Raw genomic sequence first — 17942 nt, 5'->3', positions numbered from 1 at the left:
TCACGGCACGAGGGCTAATGTGTGCTGCACCGGCCCCGGCAGCAGCGGCGTGGCGCGGGCACGCACCCAGTCCGAGTGGCCGGCCAGGAAATACGGCGACAGCGGATGCCCGCTCTGCCCGCCCGGCATGTTGAAGATGCCCGCCTCCTCCTTGCCCGGCGACACCGTGAAGCGTTCGGACTGGCCGAACGCCGGGCCGGCCACGCGCGGCATGTTGGTATCGCCCGCCAGCTGGTCGGCCGGCACGCTCAGCCATTTGCGCAGGGCCGGCACGGCGCCGGCGATCGGGTGCGCGATGCCGGCCGTGTTGAAGGCGCCCCAGGTGGCCTGCCTGAGCGGCGTGCCATCCGCCGCCAGGTCGCCGATCGTGCGGTCGAGCGCGGCCAGTTGCAGGTCTCGCCAGGTGGCGTACTGGCGTGGCAGCCAGCCGGCCGGCTGCTCGTCGAGCAGGCGCGCCAGGATTTCCGGCCAGCGCTTGCCGGCCAGCGCCGCATTGCCGCCCCATTCCTTGAGCTGCATGTTGGCGCCGCCATACAGCAGCTCATACAGGTTCCACATGTAGCCGCGCGCGACGCGGTAGCCGGTCGAATCCACGCTGGCGCGGCCGGTCCAGCCCGAGCGCAGCGCCTGCAGCGCCTCGGCGCGCTTCGGGTCGGCCTTGACGGCGGCAGCGTCCAGCAAGGCCACCGCGCGGTCGCGCCATGGCGCCAGGAACAGCGCACGGTCGTCGAGCATCACGCCGTAGACGCCCTTCTCGTCCGTTTTCGGGCCCAGCGCCGCCAGCGCGTCGCTCGCCTGGCGTGTGCGCGCGCCGAGGTCATAGCCGCCGTCGCCCAGCAGTTCCGCGCCCCGCCCCGCCAGCTGCCGGCTGTTCGCCGTGACGAGCTGGCCGCCGGCCGGATTCACCACGCGCGGGTATTCCCCGGGCCGCAGCCAGCCCTGCCAGCCCGCCGTGCCGTCGGCCAGCGGGTAGCTGGCGTCGGTGCCCGGTGCGCCGCCGTGCGTGCGGCGCGGCAGCGGGCCGGCAATGGTCCAGCCGATGTTGCCGGCGGCGTCGCCGGCCACGAAATTCTGCGCCGGCATGCCGGCACCGTTCGCCACCGCCAGCGCTTCGTCGACGGTATTGACGGCTTCCAGGCGCCGCAGGTTCACGTTCAGCAGCGCGGCTTCGTGGGCGATCCAGTGCAGCGCATAGGTGCGCCCGGCGGTATCGAACAACGGGCCGCGCGAGGTGGCGCGCACCGTCATCGTCTCGGCCGGCGCGCCTTTCACCAGGATGGTTTCCTGGTGCGCTACCGGCGTCTCCCACTTGCCGCCCAGCCGCACCTGGCCGGGCCGGGCGGCGTCGCGCGCGGCCGGCACCAGGTCGAGGAAATCGCCGTAGCTGTTCGTGAATCCCCAGGCCACGTGGCCGTTGCTGCCGGCCACGACGAAGGGGGTGCCCGGCAGCGTGACGCCGACGATGCGGCGCGTGCTGCCGTTGCTGTCCGGAACCTGGAGCAGCGTGCGGTACCACGTGTTCGGCAACTTGATCCCCAGGTGCATGTCGTCGGAGACGATGGCGCCGCCGGTGGCGCTGCGCGCGCCGGACACCGCCCAGTTGTTGCTGCCGATATTGGCTTCCATCGTATCGAGGTTTTCGGCCCGGGTGTTGGCTGGGGATGCCGCCGGGGATGCGGCCAGCGCCAGCAGCGCGGCATCGCGCGGGCCGGGCTGCCCCCACCACGACGGCGCCGTGGCGGAGATCGGCGCCTGCGGTGCCGGGATATCGTTCCCGTCCAGCGGCGCATCCCAGCGCGACGCCGGCGGCAGCAGGAACGCCAGCTGCTCCGGCGTCGAATTGTCGCGCAGCCAGCCGCGCGACAGCTCGCGCCGCGCCGTGGTGCCCTGCAGGTCGAAATACATCGCCCAGATCACCAGCAGCGTGTCGTGCGCCGACCAGGAGCGGGGTGCCTGCGCCAGCAGGCCATATTCGAACGGCCGCGTGCCCAGCGCATTCAGGCCTTCGTTGACGCCGGCCGCGTAGCGCTCCAGCAGTTGCCTGTCGGGTTCGGGGAGCAGTGCGTAGGCATCGGCCGCGCGCGCGCGGAAGCGGTGCAGCCGGTGTTCGCGGTCGGTCGGCAGCGCTTTCGGGCCGAACAGTTCGGCCAGCTCGCCGGCCGCCACCCGGCGCAGCAGATCCATCTGGAAGTAGCGGTCCTGCGCGTGCACGAAACCGGTCGCGTAGGCCACTTCGAGCCGGTCGCCGCCGGAAATCGACGGCATGCCCAGCGCATCGCGATGCACCGTGACGGGGCCGCGCAGGCCCGGCACGGTATGCTTGCCGTCGAGCTGGGCTAGGCTGCCGCGCAGGAAGAACCACACTGTCATCACCACCACGACCGCCAGGGCCAGCACGCCCCACCCGATGCGCCGGAGCCAGCGCCCCCTGCGTTCTCCTGCCATGCGTCGTCTCCGCGAAGTTGCTCTGCGGCGCATCTTGCCAGAAATCCAATGGAAACGGGAGCAAAAAAGTGTAATGAAGCGGCCGTGCCGTCCGGCCGCCCGTGCGCCCGTCAGCGCGCCGCCGCGCCGGGCAGCGCGCGCTGGCCGGGCGCATACGGCAGCCGCAGCGTGAACACGCTGCCTTCGCCGAACCGGCTGCGCACGGCGATGCGGGCGCCGATCAGGCCCGCCAGCCGCTCCGAAAGGTGCAGCCCCAGGCCGGTGCCCTCGAACTGCCGCGTGCTGCCCTGGTCGATCTGCGTGAACGGCTTGAACAGCAGGCCCAGCTTGTCGCGCTCGATGCCGATGCCGGTGTCGGCCACGTCGATCCGCACGGCCTGCCCGCCGTCCCCGCCGCCTTCGTCGATATCGATATCGACATCCACCCGCACCTCGCCGTGCTCGGTGAACTTGATCGCATTGTTCAGCAGGTTGATCAGGATCTGCTGCACGGCGCGGCGGTCGGTGCACACGGTAACGTCGCGTTCGACCTGCGTCACGCGCAGCGCCAGCCCCTTGGCATGTGCCAGCGGCGCGAACATCGCCGCCACGTCCTGCACCAGCCGGCGGCAATCGAACGGTTCCTGCTTCAGCTCCACCTTGCCGGAAACGATCTTGGTGATGTCGAGGATATCGTTGATCAGCGACAGCAGGTGGCGCGCGCTCGACTGGATCGTGCGCAGCTGGCGCTCCTGCTCCACGTTCACCGGGCCGGGCAGCTGCATCAGCAGCGTGCCGGTAAAGCCGATGATCGCGTTGAGCGGCGTGCGCAGCTCGTGCGACATGCTCGACAGGAAGCGGTCTTTCGCCAGGCTGGCATCGGCCAGTTCGGCGTTCTTTTCCTGCAGCGCGTGCTCGATGCGCTTGCGCTCGCTGATATCGCGGATCGCGCTCATCACGAGGGTGCCCTCTTCCGTGGCCAGCGGCGAAAGGCTGATCTCGATCGGGAACTCGGTGCCGTTCTGGCGCAGGCCGTACAACGCGCGGCCCACGCCCATCGGCCGCTGCGTGGGCGCCAGCGCATAGGCCACGCGCTGGTCCACGTGCGCGGCGCGGTAGCGCTCCGGGATCAGCACTTCCAGCAGCTGGCCGCGCAATGCGCCGTGCGGGTAGCCGAACAGGTCGTCGGCCTGGCGGTTCGCCAGCACGATGCGCCCGGCCGCGTTGGCCATGATGATCGCATCGGGCATCGACGCCAGCAGCGTGCCGAACCGGGCGCCGACCAGCGCCGCATCGCGCATCACGCGCAGCGGCGTCACGTCCTTCTTGGTCCACAGGATGCAGTCGGGCCGGCCGCCGCTGCCGCGCACCGCCTTGCTCGAGCTGTCGATATAGATCAGCGAGCCGTTCCGGGCGCGGCGCATCGTCTCGTAGTTGGCCGAACCGTTGGCCAGCGTGTCGAACATGATGGCGCGCTCGCTGTCGCGCATTTCCGGCGGCACGATCAGCTCGCCGAGGGTGCGTCCGATCGCTTCGGCCGCGGTGTAGCCGAACACCGATTCGGCGCCCCGTGTCCAGTACAGCACGGCCCCGTCCGTGGCGGTGACGATCACCGCATCCGGCGTCTCGTCCAAGATCAGCTTGCCAAAATCAGTGTCGTTCATGTTGTTGCTGCGAATTGCCTGCGGCTGAGATTTCAGGCCAAGCTTACGCACTTTCGGGAAAGTACCGAGCACGGCTCACGGCGGCGCCGGTCATGGCAGGACTTCGAACAGCAGCAGCTGGGTCACCTGGGTCTTGCCGAAGTTGTCGTCGGAAACGAAGACCAGCGTGGCATGGCCGTTCGGCAGCCGCGGGCCGAAGGCGAAACCTTCCAGGTTGTCGGGCACCGGCAGGCCGGGAGCCGCGAAGTCGAGTACCAGGCGCTTCGTGCCGGGCCGGAACGCCGCGCCGGCCAGCGCGGGCAGCGCGCCGGTATCGGTGGCGCCCCGGAAATCGGCCTCGTACAGGCGGATATGGTTGCGATAGCGGCCGTCCGCGCCCTGCACGGCCGCGCGCTCCAGCACCAGCAGCGTCTGCGCACCGGTGGCGACGATCTCGGAAATGCCGTTGTCGGCCCGCATGCCTTCGCCCGGCGCGGCGGGAATCGCATCGACCGGGTAGGCATACTGGCCCAGCACGCGGCCAGCCCTGTCCAGCTGCGTGATGCGGGCCATGGCGCCGTGTTCCGGCGTGGGCGGCTCGCCGTCCTCGTACAGCGGCGCTTCCAGCGCCAGCCACAGGCTGGCGCCGTCCGGCGCGAAGGACAGGCCCTCGAAACCGAGGTTGTTGCGCACGCCCCGTTCGCGATCGGGCCAGGCCCTGAACATGGCCGGGAGCGGCAGTTCGGCGCGCAGCGTGCCGTCGCTGCCGGCCTGGCGCACGAATGGATCGAGGCCGAGGCGGCGGTCGCCCTCGCTGGCATGCCACAGCGTGCCGTCGCGCGGATCGACGCGGGCCGATTCGATATCGGCGACCACGCCGCCCGACCCGGCATGGCGCTGCACGTCCGGGTAGGTGGAACCGTCGCCCTGGCGAAAGAAATGCACGCCGGTCAGCGTGACGGCATCGAACGAGGTCGGCGTGAAACGCAGCCTTGCGCGATAGTAGCGCGCCGGATCGATGGCCGAGCGGTCGTCGCTGACCAGGATCCAGTCGCCGGCGGCCGCATCGTAATCGATGACGGACAGGCCGCCCACCGTCGTGCCCTGGAATTGCGCCTTGAGCGCAATGCGCTGCTCGCCGATGAAACGCAGCGCCGCGATACCCTGCGCGCCCTGCCCGGCATACGGCACCGGCGCGCACCCCGCCAGGCACACCGCCACCGCCCCGATCAGACTTCTCATTCTAGGCGTGGTGCCCGCGGTGCAGCCGCTTGTGCATGTTGCGCAGCGTGAGCCAGACGCCGGCGGCGACCAGCGGGACGGCCAGGCCGATCACCACATCGGCGTTCGGCACCAGGCCGAAGATCTTGGCGCCCTTGACCGAATAGCCGAGCAGGCCGACCACGTAGTACGAGATCGCCGCCACCGACAGGCCCTCGACCGACTGCTGCAGCCGCAGCTGCTGGGCGGCGCGGGCATTGAGCGATTGCAGGATCTGGCGGTTCTGCGTTTCCTGCACGATGCCCACGCGGGTGCGCAGCAGGTCGTTGCTGTTGGCGATGCGGCGCGCCAGCGCTTCCTGCCGGGCGGCGACCGCCTCGCAGGTGCTCATCGCCGGCGCGAGCCGCCGCTCCATGAATTCGGCGACGGTGGGCACGCCTTCGATCCGCGTTTCGCGCAGTTCGTCGATGCGCGTGTTGACGAGCTTGAAGTAAGCTTTCGACGCCGCGAAGCGGTAGCTGTTGTCGAGCGACAGCTTCTCGATGCGGGCCGCCAGGTGCGTGATCTTCTGCAGCAGCGCCTGCTCGGTCGTGCCGTCCGATTCGAGCAGCGCCTGCGTGGCTTCGGCCAGTTCCTTCTCGACGGCGTTCAGCTCGGGCACGGCGCGCTGCGCGGCGGGCAAGGCGTACAGCGCCATCATCCGGTAGGTTTCGATTTCCAGCACGCGCTGCACCAGGCGCCCGGCCTGCTGTTCGCGCATGCGCACGTCGTTGATGACGAAGCGCGAGAAGCCGTCGGCCTGGATCGCGAAGTCGGAACAGACTTCGCCGCCCTGCATCACGCTGCTGGCGGCCAGCGACACGCCTTCGAACAGCTCATGCACCGGCCCGTGCTCGGCGGCGCCGCCCTTGCGCAGGATGACATGGGCGGCCACCAGCACGCGGCCCTTCAGCGCCAGCAGCCAGTCCTGCGGCACGTTCTCGATCGGCATGCGCGCGAAATCCGCGGCGGACTCGCTGCGCTCGGCGAACGTGTACGTGGCGAACTCGGAATGCAGCTCCCACTTCAGCCGGAAGCGGCCGAAGTCGTGGTAGAAGTAACCGGCGTCGCGTGCCGGCGCGGAAACGCCGAAGTGCGTGCACAGCGCCGTCAGCAGGTCATGCTGCGCCTGCGCATTGTTGTTGCGGCCATGGCCGAACACGGCGATGTGCGACACCAGTTCCGGCGCGCGCAGCTTGAGGAACGGCCGCGAATGCAGTTCCGCGGCGAGCGGCACCCGTTGCGGGTGGTTCAGGCTCGAAAAGACGAACGTCATCAGTACACCTCCTTGGCGGCGTTGCGCACGGCGGTCAAGAGCAGGTTCGCGCCCGGCGACATGATGTGGTCCTGCTGGCGGATGATGCCGAACGCATCCATCTTGACGGGCAGCTCGATCGGCAGGATCGTCAGCACGTTGAGCGACTGGTAGTAGCGCGCCACGTCGACCGGCATTACGTGCAGCGTGTCGGTCTGCTGCAGCAGCGCGGTGATCAGCAGCAGCGCGGTGGTGTCGACGGTGTTCGCCGGCGGCTCCAGGCTGGCGCGGCGGAACATCATGTCAACCCGGTGGCGCAGGATGCTGCCCTGCGGCGGCAGGATCCACGGGTGGCTGGCGATATCCTTCAGCGTGAGGTTGGCCGCGCCCGCCAGCGGATGGCCGATGCGCGCCACCGCGCATGCCGGCTCCTCGGTGAGTTCCTCGTAGGTGAGCCGCGAATTGGTGTCGTGCTCGAGGATGCGGCCGATCATGAAATCGAGCGTGCCCCGTTCCAGCATGTTGAGCAGCGTGTTCGACGGTTCCAGGTGCACGCCGATGCGCAGCAGCGGCGCCTGCAGCTTGACCTTGGCGATCGCCTTCGGCAGCAGCGACATCGCCGGCGTCATGATGACGCCGATCTCGACCTGCCCCACCAGCCCCGATTTCAGGGCCAGCACGTCGTCGTGCGCCAGCGACAGACTGGTCAGCGCCATGCGCGCGTGGCGGATCATCGTTTCGCCGAACAGCGTTGGCTCCATGCCACGCGGCAGGCGCTCGAAGAGCTTTACATCCAGCATCTCCTCGAGGTCCTTGATCTGTTTCGACGCCGCCGGCTGCGTCATGTGCAGCGTCTCGGCGGCGCGGTGGATATTGCGTTGTTCGTCCAGCGCGATCAGCAGCAGCAGCTGGCGCGTCTTGAGGCGGGCGCGCAGGAACCAGTTGGGATTGAGTGTGTCCATCGGCGAATCATATCATTGCCGAGTTTCAATCCGGCATCGGCTGAGCCACGAAGGGCTCGCCGAAACCCGATTGCGCGGGTCCCGGCTGTCCTTACAAAAAAGTTCTTTACTTGCAGCTTGCGCTCGGGTTGGCGGCAGGCCCCGCTTCGGTTTGCGCAATGAACGGAATGGTACCGTCCGCGTTGTAGCGGAATTCCTCCACGGCCACCGAGCGCCGGTGCTCGCCGCCGGCGGGCAGTTCGGCGTTGTGGTACACCACGTACGACTTGCCGTTGAACTCCAGGAACGCGTGGTGCACCGTCTTCGTCTTCCTGTTCGCGTCCATGATCTTGCCGCGGTAGCGCCACGGTCCGGTCGCCTTGTCGCTCGTCGCGTACACCGTGTATTCCGGCCAGTCGCGCGAGTAGGAAAGGTAATAGGTGCCCTGCCGCTTGTGCAGGTACGGCGCCTCGGTGAACTGCGGCAGGCCCTCGGTCACGATCGGCCCGTCCAGTTCCGTCATGTTGCGCTTGAGCCTTGCGTACTTGAGCACCTGGTTGCCCCAGTACAGGTACGGCGTGCCGTCGTCGTCGATGAAGATCGTCGGATCGATGTCGTCCCAGCCGATATCGGTCTGCAGGGTCATCGCGCTGGTGATCAGGGGCTTGCCGATGGCGTCGCGGAACGGGCCGGTCGGGCTGTCCGCCACGGCGACGCCGATCGCCTTCGCATTGGCGGCGCGCTCGCTCACCGTGGCGAAGAACCAGTACTTGCCGTCGTGCTTGACGATGTCGCTGGCCCATGCGGAATCCTTGGCCCACTTGAACGTGTCGTAGCGCAGCGCGGTGCCGTGCTCCTTCCAGTTCTTCATGTCGCAGCTCGACAGCACCAGCCACTCGTTCATCACGTAGCCCTTGTCGTCCGGCGATTCGTCGCGCCCCACGTACACGTAGGCGCGGCCACCGTCGGCCAGCACGGCCGGGTCGGCGGTGAACTTGTCCTTGACGAGGGGGTTGCCGGCCAGCGCCGGGGCGGTGCACAGCACGGCCGCGACGGTGACGAGGGCACGCTTGAAGTTGGAACGCTTGAACACGGGAGTCTCCAGTCCGGGAATATCGTTGCGGATGTAAAAAGCCCCCGCGAACGGGGGCGGCGCACTTCTTCTTATTTCTTGCAGGCCGCGGTCGGATTGGCCGCCGGGCCTTCGGGGGTCTGCGGGATGAACGGGATCGTGCCGTCCGCGTTGTACCTGAACTCTTCCACGGCCACCGAGCGGCGGAACTCGCCGCCGTTCGGCAATTCGGCGTTGTGGTAGACGATGTAGGACTTGCCGTTGAAGTCCACGAACGCCTGGTGGATCGTCGGCGTGTTCTTGTTCTGGTCCATGATCTTGCCGCGGTAGTGCCACGGGCCCGTCACCTTCTTCGCCGTCGCGTACACCGTGTGCTCGGGGAATTCGCGCGAGTACGACAGGTAGTACGTGCCGTTGCGCTTGTGCACATACGGCGCCTCGGTGTAATGCGGCAGGCTGGTGGTCTGGATCGGGCCGTCCATCTCGATCATGTTCTTCTTCAGCTTGACGAACTTGAGCGTCTGGTTGCCCCAGAACAGCCACGGGGTGCCGTCGTCGTCGACGAAGATGCCGGGGTCGATGTCGTCCCAGGCGATATCCGTTTCCTTCGTCATGTCGTTGGTGACCAGCGCCTTGCCGATGGCGTCGCGGAACGGCCCTGTCGGGCTGTCCGCCACCGCCACGCCGATGCCCTTGGCATTGGTGCCGTTGTCATGCAGGGTCGCATAGAAATAATACTTCTTGCCGACGCGCGTGATGTCGCTGGCCCAGGCCGAGCCGCCGGCCCACTTGAACACGTCGTAGCGCAGCGCGGTGCCGTGCGCGGTCCAGTTCTTCATGTCGCAGGTCGAATAGACCAGCCATTCGTTCATCACGAAGTCCTTGCCCTCGGGCTTCGGCGGCGCCTCGTCGTGGCCGGCATACAGGTAGACGCGGCCCCCGTCGACCAGCACGGCCGGATCGGCCGTGAACTTGTCGGAAAACAGCGGATTGGCGGCGCTTGCCGGAGCGGCGGCGCAGGCGGCCGCCACCGCGAGCGCCAGGGCGCCGAGGTGTTGCAGTTTCATTGGATCTCCTCAGGAATGTTGCGAGCGGACGGACAGCAGCCGTTGCACCACGCAGAACAGGAAAAGCAGCCCGCCGATGACGATCTTGGTCCACCAGGAACTGAGCGTGCCGTCGAAGGCGATCAGCGTCTGGATCGTGCCCAGCACCAGCACGCCGGACAGGGCGCCGGCCACGTAGCCGTAGCCGCCCGTCAGCAGCGTGCCGCCGATGACGACCGCGGCGATCGCATCGAGCTCGGTGCCCTGCGCATGCTGGCCGTAGCCGGACAACATGTAGAACGCGAACAGCACGCCGCCCAGCGCGGCGCAGAAGCCGGAAAACGCGTACACGCTGATCTTGGTGCGGCCCACGGCCAGGCCCATCATCAGCGCCGACTGCTCGTTGCCGCCGATGGCGTACACGGCGCGACCGAACGCGGTGCGGCGCGACGCCCAGACGGCGACGACCAGCATGACGACGGCGATCGCGGCGCTCGGCGACAGGAAGCCCCCGAGGAACGGAATCTGCGACTGCGACGCGGCCACGAACAGCGGGTCCTCGATCGTGATCGACTCGATGCTGATCAGGTAGCACAGGCCGCGCGCCAGGAACATGCCGGCCAGCGTGACGATGAACGGCTGCAGCTCGAAGAAGTGGATCAGCGCGCCCTGCAGCGCGCCGAACAGCGCGCCGAACGACAGCACGATGGCGATCACCACCAGCGGATGCCAGCCGGCGTTCAGCAGCCAGGCGGCGATCATCGTCGTCAGCGCCAGCACGGAGCCGACCGACAGGTCGATGCCGCCGGCCAGGATCACATAGCCCATGCCGACCGCGATCACCAGCAGGTGCGCATTGTCGATCAGCAGGTTCAACATCACCTGTCCGGACAGGAAGCCGTCGTAGGCGGCGCCGCCGGCGGCCAGCAACACGGCCAGCAGCAGCACGGTCACCAGCGACGTGAACCACGGCGCGCTCATGATGTTCGGGCGCGCGGCGCCCAGGGTTGCGGCAGCTACATTCATTTACGGCCCTTCCACAGCTTCTGGAAGCCCGTCGACTGCGACAGGCAAACGATGAATACGACGATCGCCTTGACGACCATGTTCACTTCCGGCGGCACGCCCAGCGAATAGATCGTCCACGTCAGCGTCTGGATGATCAGCGCGCCGATCATGCTGCCCACCAGGCTGAACTTGCCGCCGGCCAGCGACGTGCCGCCCAGCGTGACGGCCAGGATCGCATCGAGTTCCAGCAGCATGCCGGCGTTGTTCGCGTCGGCGCTCTTGATGTTCGAGCTGATCATCAGGCCGGCGACGCCGGCGCAGGTGGAGCAGAACACGTAGACGAAGAAGATCAGCGTGGCGGTGCGGATGCCGGCCAGGCGCGCGGCCACCGGGTTGATGCCGACCGACTGGATGAACAGGCCCAGCGCCGTTTTCTTCAACAGCAGGCCCACCACCGCCAGCACGGCCGCCACCACCCACAGCGAGAACGGCAAGCCCAGCAGGTAACCGCTGCCCAGGAAGAAGTACGGCTCGTAGTACACGGTGACGATCTGGCCGTCGGTGAACAGCTGCGCCAGGCCGCGGCCGGCCACCATCAGGATCAGCGTGGCCACGATCGGCTGCAGCTTCAGGCCGGCGACGAGCACGCCGTTCCATGCGCCGCACAGGATCGCGACGCCCAGCGCGGCGGCCAGCGCCACCGGCATCGGCGTGTTCGCCACGTATTCCGGCTGGCCGTTGTTGATGACCATCGTGCCGCCGATCAGCATCGCGGCCACGGTGCCGGAGAGCGCTACCACCGCGCCCACCGAAATATCGATGCCGCGCGTGGCGATCACCAGCGTCATGCCCAGCGCCGCCAGCATCAAGGGCGCTGCGCGGTTCAGGATGTCGATCAGCGGGCCATACAGGTGGCCGTCCTTGATTTCCAGGCTCAGGAAGCCGGGAATAAAGATAATGTCCAGCACCAGCAGCGCCGCCAGCGCGAGGACCGGCTTGGCCAGCGGGTGCGACAGCAGCGACGCCTTCGCCGGTGCGGTCCTGGCCGCCGCCGGCGCGGCCATGTTCACTTGCGTCATGCCTGTTCCCCTGCGGTTTCCCGTGTAAATTCGCCGGCGATCACCTGCAGCACGGTTTCGTCGTTCAACTCGCCGCGCACGTATTCGCCGCATTTCTCGCGGTCGCGCAGCACCACCATCCGGTCGCTGCAGCGCAGCACTTCCGGCAGCTCGGACGAGATGAACAGGATCGACATGCCCGTCTTGCACAGCGTGGTGACGTAATCCATGATTTCCTGCTTGGCGCGCACGTCGATGCCTCGCGTGGGCTCGTCCAGGATCATCAGCTTCGGATCGGTACACAGCCAGCGCGCCAGCAGCACCTTTTGCTGGTTGCCGCCCGACAGCGTGCCGATCGGCGTTTCGATGCTGGCCGTCTTGATGCCCAGCCATTTCACGTAGTTTTCCGCCAGCTCCTGCTGCAGCTTCATCGGAATGGCGCGCATCACGCCGGTCTGCGCCTGCAGCGCCAGCACGAGGTTCTCGCGTACCGACAGCGACAGGATCGCGCCTTCGTGCTTGCGGTCTTCCGAGCAGAAGCCGATGCCGGCCGCGATCGCGTCGCGCGGCGTGTCGAACGTGCGCGTCCTGCCGCCGATGGTGATGCTGCCGGTATCGGCCTTGTCGGCGCCGAACAGCAGCCGGGCCAGCTCGGTGCGGCCCGAACCCAGCAGGCCCACCAGGCCCAGCACTTCGCCCTGCTTCACTTCGGCGTCGACCGGCTTCAGGGCGCCGCGGCGGCCCAGTCCCTCGATCGTCATCAGCGTGCCGCCCGCGTGGCTTGCGGTCTTCACGGCCGGCGCGGCTTCGTCGCTTTGCTGGGCCGGCGCGCCGATCATCTTGTTGATCAGCGCCAGGCGGGACAGTTCGCTGGCCGGATACTCGCCTTCGCGCTCGCCGTTGCGCATCACCGTGATGCGGTCCGAAATGGCGTAGGTCTGGTCGAGGAAGTGGGTGACGAACAGGATCGCCATGCCTTCCCCGCGCAGACGGCGCAGCACGCGGAACAGCAGCTGCACTTCGGCTTCGTCCAGGCTGGACGTCGGTTCGTCGAGGATCAGCACTTTCGCCGAGGTGTTCAGCGCGCGCGAGATCGCCACCATCTGCTGGATCGCCAGCGAATAGCGGGCCAGCGGCTGCGTGACGTCGATGTCCACCTCCAGCTGGCGCAGCAGGACCGTGGCCTGCTCGCGCATGGCCTTCCAGTCCACGCCGAACCAGGTGCGCGGGTAGCGGCCGATGAAGATGTTCTCGGCCACCGACAGATTCGGGCACAGGTTGACTTCCTGGTACACGGTCGAAATGCCCAGCTGCTGGGCTTCCAGCGTGGAGTTCGGCTGTACCGCCTGCCCGTCGAGCAGGATGCGGCCGGCATCCGGCGTGTACACGCCGGTCAGCACCTTGATCAGCGTGGACTTGCCCGCGCCATTCTGGCCCATCAGCGTGTGCACTTCGCCCGGATACAGGCGCAGGCCCGCGTCAAGCAACGCCTTCACGCCGGGGAAGCTTTTATGGATGCCGGTCAGCTCCAGTACCGGCGTGCGGTCGGTTGCCATGCCTGCCGCCGACATCAGTACTTACGGTTCGGGAATTCTTTCAGCGCCACTTCGGCCGGGAACACGCGCTCCTCGACGACCAGGCGCTTCGGCAGCTGCTTGCCGGCCTTGACATCCCTGGCGGCCTGCATCAGCTGCGGCCCGAGCAGCGGATTGCATTCCACCGTGACGTTCAGCTTGCCCTGGATCATGGCTTCGAATGCGCCGCGCACCGCGTCGACGGACACGATGATGATGTCCTTGCCCGGTTTCAGGCCCGCTTCCTCGATCGCCTGGATGGCGCCGATGGCCATGTCGTCGTTGTGCGCGTACAGCACGTTGATATTCTTGCCGTGCGCCTTCAGGAACGCCTCCATCACTTCCTTGCCCTTGGCGCGGGTGAATTCGGCGGTCTGCGTGCGCAGTACCTTCAGTTGCGTGTTGCCCTTGGTGACTTCCTCGAAACCGGCCTTGCGGTCGATCGCCGGCGCCGAACCCACGGTACCCTGCAGCTCGACGACGTTGAACGTCTTGCCCGGCTGTTTCTTCACGTACTCGTTGAGCCAGCGGCCGGCGCGGCGGCCTTCCTCGACGAAATCGGAACCGATCAGCGTGACGTACAGCGACTTGTCGGCCACGTTCACGTCGCGGTCCGTCAGGATCACGGGAATGTTGGCCGCCTTCGCTTCGCGCAGCACCGTGTCCCATCCCGATTCCACCACCGGCGAGAAGGCGATCACGTCGACCTTCTGGGCGATGAACGAACGGATCGCCTTGACCTGGTTTTCCTGGCGCTGCTGCGCGTCGGCGAACTTGAGGTTCACGCCGGCCTTCTTGGCGGCGTCCTTGATCGACACGGTGTTGGCGGTGCGCCATTCGGATTCGGCACCCACCTGCGAAAAGCCGATCACGAGCGGCTTGGCCGCCATGGCGGGGAAGGAAATGCCGGCCAGGGCCAGTGCAAGTGTAAGGGAACCTGCGGCGATGAACGTCCTGCGCTGTACAGTCATGCGTGTCTCCGTGCTTGTCGGTCGTTGCAGATGCGGTTGCAAATGCAGTAGCTAAAATGTAGCAATTCTTCTTTTGCGGCTATGGTAGAAGAAATGGCCATGTCGAACCAATATATTTTTTACAGGCTGCCATACCTTTTTTGTTATCGCAACAGCCTCAAGCCATACAGGCCGCCGGCGATCGAGCCGGGCCGGGCAACGAACTTGACCTCGATCTTCGCGCCGACATCCGCCGGCAGCGCGATATCGCGGCTGTAGAACGCCTCATCCTCCTTCTCCAGCTCGACCGAGTCCAGAACCTTGCCGTCGACCAGGATGTCGAACCGGCGGCCCGCGTCGCCGGACGCGAACGTGAGCCGCAGCGTCTTCGCCTCGCCTTTCGGGTTGTTCAGCACGTAGCTGAACCAGCCCGTGGCATGGCGCCAGTGGCGCCCGGCGTTGATGCCGGAATCGGCGCCGTCGCCCTTGAAGGCGTGGTCGGACTCCGGCTGCTGTTCGCCGGGCGCCACCTGGTCGATCGTGCGCCCGTTCAGTTCCAGGCGTTCCTTTTCATCCTGCGCGGTCCGTTCCTTCAGCGCCGCATGGCCGGCCGGCGTCGAGCGCTGCCAGTACATCGTGTAGCGCGCATCATGCAGGCGGAAGAACGGGATCAGGCGCAGGTTGCCGGCATCCGGACCGCCCCTGATCAGGCCCGGCGCGGTAAATGTCAGCGGCTGGCCCTTGACGGGCTTGATGCGATTGGTGAAATCCTTCGCATCGGCGACGAACATCGGCGCCGCCTCCAGGGGGCAGACCTGGCCCTGGGCGATGTGGCCCATGCGCGAATCGTCGGCGAACACGTTGAGCTTCTCGTCCCGGAACGGCGCGGTCTTCGCGGCCAGCACGATTGGGCCGTGCAGCACCGCGTACCAGTTCGACTTGTCCGGCATCTGTTCCAGGTGCGTCTTCATCGGCAGTTTCAGGTCCACCGTGTCGCCGTCGCGCCATTGCCGGTCGATGTTCACGTAGCCGTCGGCGCCGGCCGTGGCCTGGACTGCCTTGCCGTTCACCTTCACCGCCAGCGCGCCCTTGGCCACCCAGGCCGGGTAGCGCAGCTTGATCGAGAACCTGCCGCCGCCATGGACGGTGACGCGGGTGGTGTCCTCGTCCGGGAAGGCGGTGGCCTGCGTGATGCGCACGTTCTTGTCGGCCCACGTCAGCTCGGACGGGATGAACAGGTTGACGAACAGCGTATCCTTCTCGCGGGCGTAGATGAACTGCCCGTACTTCGCGTGGCTCTCGATGCCGGAGCCCACGCAGCACCACATGCCCTGATCCACCTGCGAATACACGCGGTAGTGGTTCGGGCGCATCGGCGTGAAATAGACGAAGCCGCCGGTTTCCGGGCGCTGGGACGACAGGATGTGGTTGTACAGCGCGCGCTCGTAGTAGTCGCCGTAGCGCGACTGCGGCCTGTCGGCGAACAGCAGCTCGGTGAGCTTGAGCATGTTGTAGGTATTGCAGGTCTCGGGGCCTTCCACCTCGTCGATCATCGGGCCGAAATTGGCATGGTCGTGGAAGTGCTCCTTGACGCTGTTGCCGCCGATCGCCACGCTGCGGTTGTTCACCACCGTCTGCCAGAAGAACCGGGCCGCCTCGCGCATCTTCGGATCGTTCGCCAGCGTGCCCACGCGTTCGAAGCCGATCACTTTCGGGATCTGCGTGTTGGCGTGCAGGCCCGTCAGCTGGTCCTTGCCCGCTTCCAGCGGGTCGAGCACGGCGCGGTGCGAGAAGCGCTGCGCCAGCGCCAGGTACTTGCGATCGCCCGTGATCTCGGCCACATCGGCCAGCACTTCGTTCATGCCGCCATGCTCGGCGCGCAGCATCGCCTGCATCTGCGCGTCGGACAGCTTCGACGTCAGGCCCAGCGCCCAGTCCGAATAGGCGACCAGCATCGCCCTGGCATCGGCGTTGCCGCCGATCCTGTAGGCATCGCGCAGGCCGGCGAACGTCTTGTGCAGGTTGTACCACGGCACCCACTTGCCGTTGACGGAGAAATTGTCGGCCTGCAGGTCGCCTTGCGCGATCTTCGCCAGCGCTTCCTTGCCGCCGGGCACCCCGCCGAGATAGCCGTCGCCGCTGGCGTCCTGGCAGCGCTTCAGCTCGCGCACGAAGTAGTCGAGGCGCTCCTTGACCTGCGGGTCGCCGGTCGCCGCGTGCATCAGCGCCAGCGCCGACAGGTAGTGCCCGCCCATGTGGCCATCGAGGCCGCTGGACTCCCAGTTGCCGTACGACTGCTTCACCGCCGGCAACCCCGCCTCGCGGCGGAACGGCGCCAGCAGCCGGTCCGGATCGAGCGCCATCAGGTAGCGCAGGTCCGTCTGCTGGGCCTCCAGGAACGGGCTCGCGGCCAGGCGCACATCGCGCAGCTGGAACAGGTCGGCGGCGTGGGCGGAACCGGCGCAGCACAGCGCGGCGGCAAGGGCAAGGCGGCGGAGAGTCGACATGGATGTTTTCCTACAGTTCAGTCCGTGTCACTCTGGTGCCAGGCACCGAAGTGACACGAGCTCGACAGCTAATTTTCATGGCTGAGGCCGTGTCACCCTGGTGCCTGGCACCAGGGTGACACAAGCTCGACAGTAATCGCTCGTGACCGAGGATGGTTACTTTGCGCCAGCCGGCAGCAGCACGCTCTGGTAGCTGTTCAGCTGCGCGGGATCGACGACGGGCCAGCCGCCGTCCCACTTGATGTCCAGTACCTTCAGCTTCTGCCGGTAGTCGTCGGCGGTTTCATACGCGTGCAGCACGAGCACGTCGCGGCCGTCGAAGGTGTAGGCGCTGTTGTGGCCCAGGCCGACCCAGTCGCGGTTGCCCTTGATGACGAGCGAGCCGCCGCCCTTCGCCATGTCCTTGCCGTCCTTGTCCAGGTAGGGGCCGGTGACCGTCTTCGAGCGGCCGACGACGACGTGGTACGTGCTCCCCTCCTTCTTGCAGCACAGGCCCCAGGAAGCGAACAGATAATAGTAGCCGTTCTTCCGGAAGAGGAACGGCGCCTCGATTTCCGCCGGCGCGGCCGATTCGTCGGGCTCGAACGCGGGCCGCTCGCGGCGCGCGATGGTGTGCCATTCCTGCGGCTCGGCCGGTCTGGTCCAGTCGGCGTTCAGCTTGAACAGCTTCAGGCCCGTCCAGAACGAACCGAACGACATCCAGCCGTTGCCCTGCTCGTCGGCGATGACGGCCGGATCGATCGCGTTCCACAGGTCGCGCCCCGGCACGGACTGGATCACCATGCCCTGGTCGACCCACTTGTAGTCTGGCGAGCGCGGGTCCAGCGTCTTGTTGATGGTGACCCCCATGCCCGACGTGTTCTTGCCGAAGCCGGACACGGAATAGTACAGATAGAACTTGCCGTTGCGCTGGACGATGTCCGGCGCCCAAATGTGGCCGTCGAACGACGGCGCCGCCTTTTTCGCCCACGCCGGATCGCCGGCGAACACCCGGCCTTCCGGACGCCAGGTTTTCATGTCTTTCGAGCTGTAGAACGTGATGCCAGGACCGGTCGAAAACACGTAGTACGTGTTGCCGTCCTTCGCCATCACCGGGTCGTGCACGCCGACCTGGCCCGCCTGGGCGCCGGCCGCGCCGGCGAGCAGCGCCGCCGCCAGTGCAACATGTTGAAACCTCGTTTGGAACCTCATCTGCAACATCCTC

Annotated in this window: 13 protein-coding genes; all 13 read right to left on the bottom strand. The window is 67.0% G+C overall.

The features are described 5' to 3' along the window. On the bottom strand, nucleotides 1-2445 hold the full coding sequence (locus GJV26_RS24260; RefSeq protein WP_155711225.1) for a penicillin acylase family protein: 2445 nt from the start codon (nucleotides 2443-2445) through the stop codon (nucleotides 1-3). A 110-nt stretch (nucleotides 2446-2555) separates the two neighbouring features. Beyond that, complete coding sequence (locus GJV26_RS24255; RefSeq protein WP_155711224.1) at nucleotides 2556-4088, bottom strand: PAS domain-containing sensor histidine kinase; 1533 nt, start codon at nucleotides 4086-4088, stop codon at nucleotides 2556-2558. Nucleotides 4089-4178: 90 nt separating this feature from the next. Further along, on the bottom strand, nucleotides 4179-5309 hold the full coding sequence (locus GJV26_RS24250; protein ID WP_155711223.1) for an esterase-like activity of phytase family protein: 1131 nt from the start codon (nucleotides 5307-5309) through the stop codon (nucleotides 4179-4181). A gap of 1 nt (nucleotide 5310) precedes the next feature. Continuing rightward, nucleotides 5311-6603: a DUF3422 family protein gene (locus GJV26_RS24245; protein ID WP_155711222.1), complete on the bottom strand. Its 1293-nt coding sequence runs from the start codon at nucleotides 6601-6603 to the stop codon at nucleotides 5311-5313. Continuing rightward, a complete protein-coding gene (locus tag GJV26_RS24240; protein WP_155711221.1) occupies nucleotides 6603-7544 on the bottom strand; it encodes a LysR family transcriptional regulator in 942 nt (313 codons plus the stop codon). The genes GJV26_RS24245 and GJV26_RS24240 overlap by 1 nt, the downstream gene beginning before the upstream one ends. A gap of 106 nt (nucleotides 7545-7650) precedes the next feature. Continuing rightward, on the bottom strand, nucleotides 7651-8616 hold the full coding sequence (locus tag GJV26_RS24235) for a glycoside hydrolase family 43 protein (protein ID WP_189441957.1): 966 nt from the start codon (nucleotides 8614-8616) through the stop codon (nucleotides 7651-7653). A 71-nt stretch (nucleotides 8617-8687) separates the two neighbouring features. Then, nucleotides 8688-9662 (bottom strand): glycoside hydrolase family 43 protein, encoded by a 975-nt coding sequence (locus tag GJV26_RS24230; protein ID WP_155711220.1) that lies wholly within the window; start codon nucleotides 9660-9662, stop codon nucleotides 8688-8690. Nucleotides 9663-9671: 9 nt separating this feature from the next. Continuing rightward, complete coding sequence (gene yjfF / locus GJV26_RS24225) at nucleotides 9672-10667, bottom strand: galactofuranose ABC transporter, permease protein YjfF (RefSeq protein WP_229419422.1); 996 nt, start codon at nucleotides 10665-10667, stop codon at nucleotides 9672-9674. Then, on the bottom strand, nucleotides 10664-11713 hold the full coding sequence (locus GJV26_RS24220; protein WP_229419670.1) for an ABC transporter permease: 1050 nt from the start codon (nucleotides 11711-11713) through the stop codon (nucleotides 10664-10666). The genes yjfF and GJV26_RS24220 overlap by 4 nt, the downstream gene beginning before the upstream one ends. 11 nt (nucleotides 11714-11724) lie before the next feature. Next, nucleotides 11725-13263, bottom strand: a complete 1539-nt coding sequence (locus GJV26_RS24215) for a sugar ABC transporter ATP-binding protein (protein ID WP_155711218.1) — start codon at nucleotides 13261-13263, stop codon at nucleotides 11725-11727. A 14-nt stretch (nucleotides 13264-13277) separates the two neighbouring features. Then, nucleotides 13278-14252, bottom strand: coding sequence for an ABC transporter substrate-binding protein (locus GJV26_RS24210; RefSeq protein WP_155711217.1), 975 nt, complete (start codon nucleotides 14250-14252; stop codon nucleotides 13278-13280). A 143-nt stretch (nucleotides 14253-14395) separates the two neighbouring features. After that, nucleotides 14396-16738 (bottom strand): glycoside hydrolase family 127 protein, encoded by a 2343-nt coding sequence (locus GJV26_RS24205; protein WP_155711216.1) that lies wholly within the window; start codon nucleotides 16736-16738, stop codon nucleotides 14396-14398. A gap of 156 nt (nucleotides 16739-16894) precedes the next feature. Continuing rightward, entirely contained in the window at nucleotides 16895-17929 is a 1035-nt protein-coding gene (locus GJV26_RS24200) for an arabinan endo-1,5-alpha-L-arabinosidase (protein WP_155711215.1), read from the bottom strand. Nucleotides 17930-17942: the final 13 nt, after the last annotated feature.

Source organism: Pseudoduganella dura (genome assembly GCF_009727155.1).
Taxonomy (GTDB): domain Bacteria; phylum Pseudomonadota; class Gammaproteobacteria; order Burkholderiales; family Burkholderiaceae_D; genus Rugamonas; species Rugamonas dura.
The sequence above is the reverse complement of the archived record's forward strand: the minus strand, read 5'-3'. Positions and strand labels throughout refer to the sequence as shown.

What these genes read in the sequence shown, in the direction of transcription:
- GJV26_RS24260 (WP_155711225.1), bottom strand. Translation starts at nt 2,445, where the DNA reads ATGGCAGGAGAACGCAGGGGGCGCTGGCTCCGGCGCATCGGGTGGGGC.
- GJV26_RS24255 (WP_155711224.1), bottom strand. Translation starts at nt 4,088, where the DNA reads ATGAACGACACTGATTTTGGCAAGCTGATCTTGGACGAGACGCCGGAT.
- GJV26_RS24250 (WP_155711223.1), bottom strand. Translation starts at nt 5,309, where the DNA reads ATGAGAAGTCTGATCGGGGCGGTGGCGGTGTGCCTGGCGGGGTGCGCG.
- GJV26_RS24245 (WP_155711222.1), bottom strand. Translation starts at nt 6,603, where the DNA reads ATGACGTTCGTCTTTTCGAGCCTGAACCACCCGCAACGGGTGCCGCTC.
- GJV26_RS24240 (WP_155711221.1), bottom strand. Translation starts at nt 7,544, where the DNA reads ATGGACACACTCAATCCCAACTGGTTCCTGCGCGCCCGCCTCAAGACG.
- GJV26_RS24230 (WP_155711220.1), bottom strand. Translation starts at nt 9,662, where the DNA reads ATGAAACTGCAACACCTCGGCGCCCTGGCGCTCGCGGTGGCGGCCGCC.
- yjfF (WP_229419422.1), bottom strand. Translation starts at nt 10,667, where the DNA reads ATGAATGTAGCTGCCGCAACCCTGGGCGCCGCGCGCCCGAACATCATG.
- GJV26_RS24220 (WP_229419670.1), bottom strand. Translation starts at nt 11,713, where the DNA reads ATGGCCGCGCCGGCGGCGGCCAGGACCGCACCGGCGAAGGCGTCGCTG.
- GJV26_RS24215 (WP_155711218.1), bottom strand. Translation starts at nt 13,263, where the DNA reads ATGGCAACCGACCGCACGCCGGTACTGGAGCTGACCGGCATCCATAAA.
- GJV26_RS24210 (WP_155711217.1), bottom strand. Translation starts at nt 14,252, where the DNA reads ATGACTGTACAGCGCAGGACGTTCATCGCCGCAGGTTCCCTTACACTT.
- GJV26_RS24205 (WP_155711216.1), bottom strand. Translation starts at nt 16,738, where the DNA reads ATGTCGACTCTCCGCCGCCTTGCCCTTGCCGCCGCGCTGTGCTGCGCC.
- GJV26_RS24200 (WP_155711215.1), bottom strand. Translation starts at nt 17,929, where the DNA reads ATGAGGTTCCAAACGAGGTTTCAACATGTTGCACTGGCGGCGGCGCTG.